The sequence below is a fragment of the Bradyrhizobium sp. STM 3809 genome, assembly GCF_000239795.1.
Lineage (GTDB): Bacteria > Pseudomonadota > Alphaproteobacteria > Rhizobiales > Xanthobacteraceae > Bradyrhizobium.
Genome location: NZ_CAFJ01000563.1, coordinates 1 through 6,026, shown reverse-complemented (window position 1 = coordinate 6,026; position 6,026 = coordinate 1). Strand labels below are relative to the sequence as shown.

Annotated in this window: 5 protein-coding genes and 1 pseudogene; 2 read left to right on the top strand and 4 right to left on the bottom strand. The window is 67.0% G+C overall.

Annotation, left to right across the window (positions count from 1 at the left end; translation table 11 throughout):
- Positions 1–15 precede the first annotated feature (15 nt).
- A complete protein-coding gene (locus BRAS3809_RS25640; protein ID WP_063824018.1) occupies positions 16–1,464 on the top strand; it encodes an aldehyde dehydrogenase family protein in 1,449 nt (482 codons plus the stop codon).
- A 66-nt stretch (positions 1,465–1,530) separates the two neighbouring features.
- On the opposite strand, the gene BRAS3809_RS25635 is transcribed toward BRAS3809_RS25640, so the two are convergent.
- The 4 genes from BRAS3809_RS25635 to BRAS3809_RS25620 all read right to left on the bottom strand — a co-directional run bounded on the left by BRAS3809_RS25635 (position 1,531) and on the right by BRAS3809_RS25620 (position 5,643).
- A complete protein-coding gene (locus BRAS3809_RS25635) occupies positions 1,531–2,361 on the bottom strand; it encodes an amino acid kinase family protein (RefSeq protein WP_008964929.1) in 831 nt (276 codons plus the stop codon).
- Between the two features lie 14 nt (positions 2,362–2,375).
- Positions 2,376–3,188 (bottom strand): amino acid kinase family protein, encoded by an 813-nt coding sequence (locus BRAS3809_RS25630; protein ID WP_008964928.1) that lies wholly within the window; start codon positions 3,186–3,188, stop codon positions 2,376–2,378.
- Positions 3,189–3,589: 401 nt separating this feature from the next.
- On the bottom strand, positions 3,590–4,153 hold the full coding sequence (locus tag BRAS3809_RS25625; RefSeq protein WP_008964927.1) for a DUF2478 domain-containing protein: 564 nt from the start codon (positions 4,151–4,153) through the stop codon (positions 3,590–3,592).
- Between the two features lie 77 nt (positions 4,154–4,230).
- Positions 4,231–5,643 carry an aldehyde dehydrogenase family protein gene (locus BRAS3809_RS25620; protein WP_008964926.1) on the bottom strand — a complete coding sequence of 471 codons (1,413 nt, stop codon included), beginning with the start codon at positions 5,641–5,643 and terminating at the stop codon, positions 4,231–4,233.
- 163 nt (positions 5,644–5,806) lie between these two features.
- Between BRAS3809_RS25620 and BRAS3809_RS25615 the strand changes: the two are divergent.
- A pseudogene (locus BRAS3809_RS25615) lies at positions 5,807–6,026 on the top strand (hypothetical protein); the annotation flags it as partial.

Sequence of the window (6,026 nt, the reverse complement as noted above, 5' to 3'; positions counted from 1 at the left end):
CGCAATTCCACTGCGCTGGCCTACCTGTCGCGGCCGCTGCAGCTCCTGATCGGCGGTCGGCACGTTCCCTCGGTCTCGGGGCGTACCTTCACCTCGCTCAATCCCGCGACCGAACAGGTGATCGCGACGATCGCGGAAGGCAATGCCGAGGATGTCGATCGCGCCGTGGCGGCGGCGCGGCGCGCCTTCGAGGGGCCGTGGCGCACGATGCGCGCGGCCGAGCGCGGTGCGATCCTCGCGAGATGGGCGCAGCTGCTGCGCGATCATGCCGACGAGATCGTCGAACTCGAGAGCCTCGACGCCGGCAAGCCGGTGGCGGCGGTTCTGCGTCAGGACCTTCCCGCAGCGATCGACACGCTCACTTATTACGCGGGCTGGGCCGACAAGATCAGCGGCGACGTGGTCTCCACGCGCGACGATGCGCTGACCTACACGATGCGCGAGCCCGTCGGCGTGGTCGCGGCGATCGTGCCGTGGAATTTCCCGCTGATGATCGGAATGTGGAAGCTAGCGCCGGCGCTGGCCTGCGGCTGCACGATCGTGATGAAGCCGGCCGAGCTGACATCGCTGTCGGCGTTGCGTATCGCCGAGCTTGCGCTCGAAGCCGGCCTGCCGCCCGGCGTGCTCAACATCGTGACCGGCCCCGGGCGCATCGTCGGCGAGGCGCTGGTCAATCATCCCGATGTCGACAAGGTCACCTTCACCGGCTCGCCCGGCGTCGGCCGCGGCATCATGAAGGGCGCCGCCGGCAACTTCAAGCGCGTGTCGCTCGAGCTCGGCGGCAAGTCGGCCAACATCATCTTCGACGACGCCAACATCGAAGCCGCCTCGAAGGCGGCGGCCAGCGGCATCTTCTTCAATGCGGGCCAGGTGTGTTCGGCGGGATCGCGCGTGCTGGTGCAGGAGCGCGTCTATGACGAGGTGGTCGAGCGCCTGACGGAGCGGGCGAGGGCGCTGCGGACCGGCGATCCGCTGGATCGCGCCACCTCGCTCGGTCCCGTCATCTCCGAGCGGCAGATGAGATCCGTCCTCGACTATGTCGAGATCGGCCGCAACGAGGGCGCCACGCTCGTGACCGGCGGTCAGCGCGCAACGGCGCGCGGCTACTTCATCAGCCCCGCGGTGTTCGCCGGCGTCGCGCATGAGATGCGGATCTCGCAGGAGGAGATCTTCGGTCCCGTCGTCAGCGTGATCAAGTTCAAGGATGAGGCGGACGCGTTGCGCATGGCCAACGGCACCGCCTACAGCCTCGCCGCCGGCGTCTGGAGCCGCGACATCGGCCGCGTCCAGCGCTTCGCCAAGCGGCTGCGCGCCGGCACGGTGTGGATCAACACCTATGGCTACACCGACGTGCGACTGCCCTGGGGCGGCGACCGCGACTCCGGACTCGGCCGCGAGCACGGCACCGCCGCGCTCGACAATTTCACCGAGCCGAAGGCGGTGTGGATGAACCTGGCCTTGTAGTCCGGCGCGCTGCCGACTTGGACGGCCGCGATGTCATCATCGCGGCCGTTGACAGGTCGTGGTGGATCAATCCGGCTTGGCGCCGGTCCTGATCAGCGTGCCGACATGATGGCCGCGCAAGGCGGACGTGAGCCGTCCCGGCACCAGGCCGTTGATGACCTGGACGCGCGAGATGTGGCGCGCATTGGCCATCACCTCGACCAGCGTGCGGTCGAAAGGCAGCGTGCCGTCCATCTTGGCGAGCGCATCGAAGCTGGTCTCGGCGAGCAGCTTCGCCTTCGCCGCGTCCGGCCCGTTCGGGTCGGCCGTGTAGACGCCATCGACGTCCTCGACGATCGTCAGGCCCGCGGCGCCGAGCGCATCGGCGATCAGGAAGGCGCCGGTGTCGGCGCGATGCGTCGGCAGGCGCGAGGTCGGAAATTCATGGTGGTGATAGGGCGGGAAGGCGCTGCCGACGACGGCGCGAGCGGCCTGCAGATGGATCGCGAGCTGGTTCGCGATCGTCGGATGCTCGATGTAGGAGACGCCCTCGGAGGCCAGCAGCGCGGCCAGGATGTGGCCGTTCTGGCCGGCCTCGCTGGCGGCCAATGGCGCGAGCGAACCAACCGGCAGGCCGAGATCGAGGCCGACACCGTAGAGATGCCGGGCCCTGATGCCGGCGCCGGTCAGGATCAGCAGGCGGTGCTCCGGCAGGAGCTTTCGGATCTCCTCGACCAGCGGCAGGATCGCGTCGGCGCCGCGGTCCATGATCGAGCGGCCGCCGATCTTGACCACCTGCAGCCAGGGCAGCAGCGCAATCGGGCGCTTGCCGGCGACGGGGCGGGTGAGCTTGTTGTCGAGCAGGGTCTGGCGCGCGAGCGGCGAGGCGACGTGCTTGATGGTGTTGGTGTCAGCCATGGCGATCGGCTCCGTTAGCGCGCGGTGATGATGGTGCCGACGTGCTCGCCGGCGAGCGCGCGGGTCAGATTGCCGGGGACGAGACCGTTGACGACCTGCACCTCGCAGACGTGGCGGGCGGCCTCGAGCAGATCGAGCATCGGAAATTCCAGGATGGAGTCGGCGAGGCCCTTGGCCTTCATCTCGGCGACCGAGATCTTCGGGATGAAGGTGGCGTTCTTCTCCGTCTTGGGGTTGGCGGTGTAGAGGCCGTTCTCGTCCTTCACATAGATCATCGCCTTGCAGCCGAACTGCTCCGCGACCAGGAAGCAGCCGGCGTCGGTGCGGTAGGGCGGGATGACGCCATCCGCAGAGGGACGCATCCACAGCCCATAGGGCGGCATGCCGCTGAACACGACGGCGTTCACTTCCGCCAGATACAGCGGCACGGCGGACAAGCCGGCGCCTTCGACCGCTGAGATGCCGTGCTTGGCGAGCAGCTGCCCGAGCATCGCCGCATTCTGGTCGGCGACGGAGGCGCCGAGCTGCGACAGCACGCCGGCGGGCAAATTGAGGCCGGCGGCGATCGAATACAGATGCCGCGCCCGCGTGCCGGCGCCGGTGCCGATCAGCATCTTGTGCGCCTTGCGCGCGGCGACGATCTCCTCGACCAGCGGATAGATCGCGCTGCGGCCGCGGTCGATCATGCTCTGGCCGCCGACCTTGATCACGGTCGCATCAGGAAGAATGCGGAAGTCCGCTGCCGTTTCCGCCGCCGCGATCAATTGGGCATCGGTGAGCGAGCGCTGCATCAGAAGCTGCTCGAGCTCGGCCGTCGTGGTTGCCATTGAAGAGGATCCTCTTGTTCGTTCGACACCTGAGCGGCGCGCCGGTCGGCGTCGCCACCCGCCCTGGCCATGTCTCCCGGGATGTCGTGGCCGGTCGATCGTGCCGGCCATCGAGATATGTTGCATGGAATACACGAGCCGTCGCGGCGCCGACAGCCTGCGGCCGAGCAAGGTTTCGTCGCAACAGCCTACGGGCAGTGGATCGCGCCGATGCTGCGCATCCAGCAGGACCGAGAGAAATCTTTTGTGGTTTCAATGAGCTATATTGAGATCCATATAGCTAGGGCGCACCTGTTGTCGGCTTTGCGACAATGCACAAAGTTTTGGCAACCGCCCGTCGCCGATCTGCGACGACGCCGGAGGTTCGAATCGCAACCAGGACGCCCCGATATCGGCCGCGGCTATTTGAAGATTTCGCAGACGGTCGCCCGGCTCTTGCCGACTGCTGCGCAGCGTTGCGAGACGTTTCGCCACCACCCATCCAGGGCGCGGCGCGTGCAGGGCAGCCGCACGCTCATGCCCTCGGCAAACCTGATCCACTCAGCGAAGCGGAAACGCGGGACGGCGATCACGACCGGAATGTCCGAGGCCAGGGCCTGCTCGGTCAGGAAGATGAGGCCCTTGCCCTCGCTCTCCTGGCGGCCGAAGCGGTCGACGATGAGTAGATCCGCGCCTTCGCCCAGCGCGCCCGCGACGGCGGAGCCGGCCCGCAGCAACTGGCCGACATCGAGCCGGCAGCCGCTGGCTTGGCGCCCGAGTTGTTGCAGCAGTGGGATCTCTACGCCGCTGTGCACGAGCGTTGCGGCAACCGGGTGCTCGTCAACGGCGCGCCGGACATGCTGCACGAGCCCGACCACGCGGACGCCGTGGGCGCGCAGCCGTCCGGCGAAGTCACGCAACAGCCCGTCCGGATCGTCGCCTTGATCGTATACCAGCGCGGCGAGATCGCATTCGGCATCGAACATCGTGCGCTCCAAGGAGAAACGCGGGGGGCCGCGGTCGTTGGAGGAAGCCGCGGAGCAACTCCGCGGCTTCCTGTGGCTCAGGCCGTCACGCCGGGACCGTTGATGATCTGCAACTGGGTGAACTCCGCGAGACCTTCCTCGGCGAACTCGGTGCCGATGCCCGACTGCTTGGCGCCGCCGAACGGGATGTGCGGCGCCATGTCGAGATGCTTGTTGATCCACACCGTGCCGGCCTCGATCTTCGTTGCGATCTCGTGCGCGCGCTTCGGGTCCGACGACCAGACGGATGCGCCGAGGCCATAGCTGGTGCCGTTGGCGCGGCGGATCACGTCGTCCGGATCGGAGTATTTGATCACGGGCAGCACCGGTCCGAACTGCTCCTCGTCGACCAGCTTGGAGCCTTCCTGGATGTCGCGCACGATGGTCGGCTCGATGAAGTAGCCGGGACGGTCCATCGCCGCGCCACCGGCGATCACCTTGCCGTTCTTGTGGGCATCGTCGAGAAACACCTTCACCTTCTCGTACTGCATCTTGTTCTGCAGTGGCCCGAGCTTGGTGCCCTGCTTGGAGCCGTCGTCGACGACGGTAGTCTTGGCGATCGCGACCAGCTCGTTGCAGATGTCGTCGTAGACGTTCTCATGGACATAAAGCCGCTTGATCGCGAGGCACACCTGCCCGGAGTTCTGGAAGGCGCCCTCGAAGATGCCCGGCGCGACCTTCTTCGGGTCGACGTCGTCGAGCACGATGCCGGCATCGTTGCCGCCGAGCTCGAGCGTGATCCGCTTCAGGGTCTGAGCGGCGCTGGCCATCACCTTCTGCCCCGTCGCGGTCGAGCCGGTGAAGGAGATCTTGCGGATGTCCGGATGCCCAGTCATCGCGTCGCCGAGATCGTTGGCGTCGGCGATGACATTGAGCACGCCTGCCGGGAGGACGTCCTTGACCAGTTCGGCGAACTTCAGGGTCGACAGCGGCGTGGTCGGCGCCGGCTTGACCACCAGCGTGTTGCCGGCGAGCAGGGCGGGCGGCAGCTTGAAGCCGAGGATCAGCAGCGGATAGTTCCAGGGAATGATGGCGCCGACGACGCCGAGCGGGCGGCGATAGGCCTCGACCTGGCGCTCACCGGAGCTCTCGATCACTCGCATCGGCAGTTCGAGCGAGGACAGATAGCGGAAGAACGCGGCCATGCCGAGCACCTCGCCGGTGGCGTCGGCCAGGGGCTTGCCTTGCTCGCTGGTGAGAACCCGCGCCAGATCGCCCGCATTGGCCTCGATGATGTCGGCCATCTTGCCGATCAGCCGGCGTCGCTCCTCGATCGGCGTCGCGGCCCAGCCGGGGAAGGCGGCCTTGGCGGCAGCGACCGCCTGGTCGAGCTGCCCCCTGGAGGCGCGCGGGCATTGCGCCAGCACGTCCTCAGTGGCCGGATTGACCACCGGCATGGTCGCGTCGCCCGGCACCAGCGCCCCGCCGATCAGAAGATGATAGTCGCTCATTGGCATGACTCTCCCTGGAAAATGTGGCGCTTCGGCCACGTTATATGCATAGCTATATCACGATATATACAGCATCGCCAATGTCCAGTCGCTGCCGCTGGACGCCGCGCGGGTTTTCGCTATAGTTCGATGGAAATAACGGTGAAGTGATGCGGAGTGCGCGATGGAGCTGCGGGCCAAGGCACTGACGATCTGCGAGGTGGTCGACCAGGGCGAGACGATCTCGCTGGGCTTCGAGGACGCCGCGGGGCGGCAGGGCGTGCTCAACCTCTCGGTCAACCAGGCCGGTGCGCTGGTGATGACTTTACCGAAGCTGCTCGAGCTGGCGTTGCGAACGCGTTATGGCGATCAGGCGCTGCGCTATGCCTATCCGCTGGCCTCCT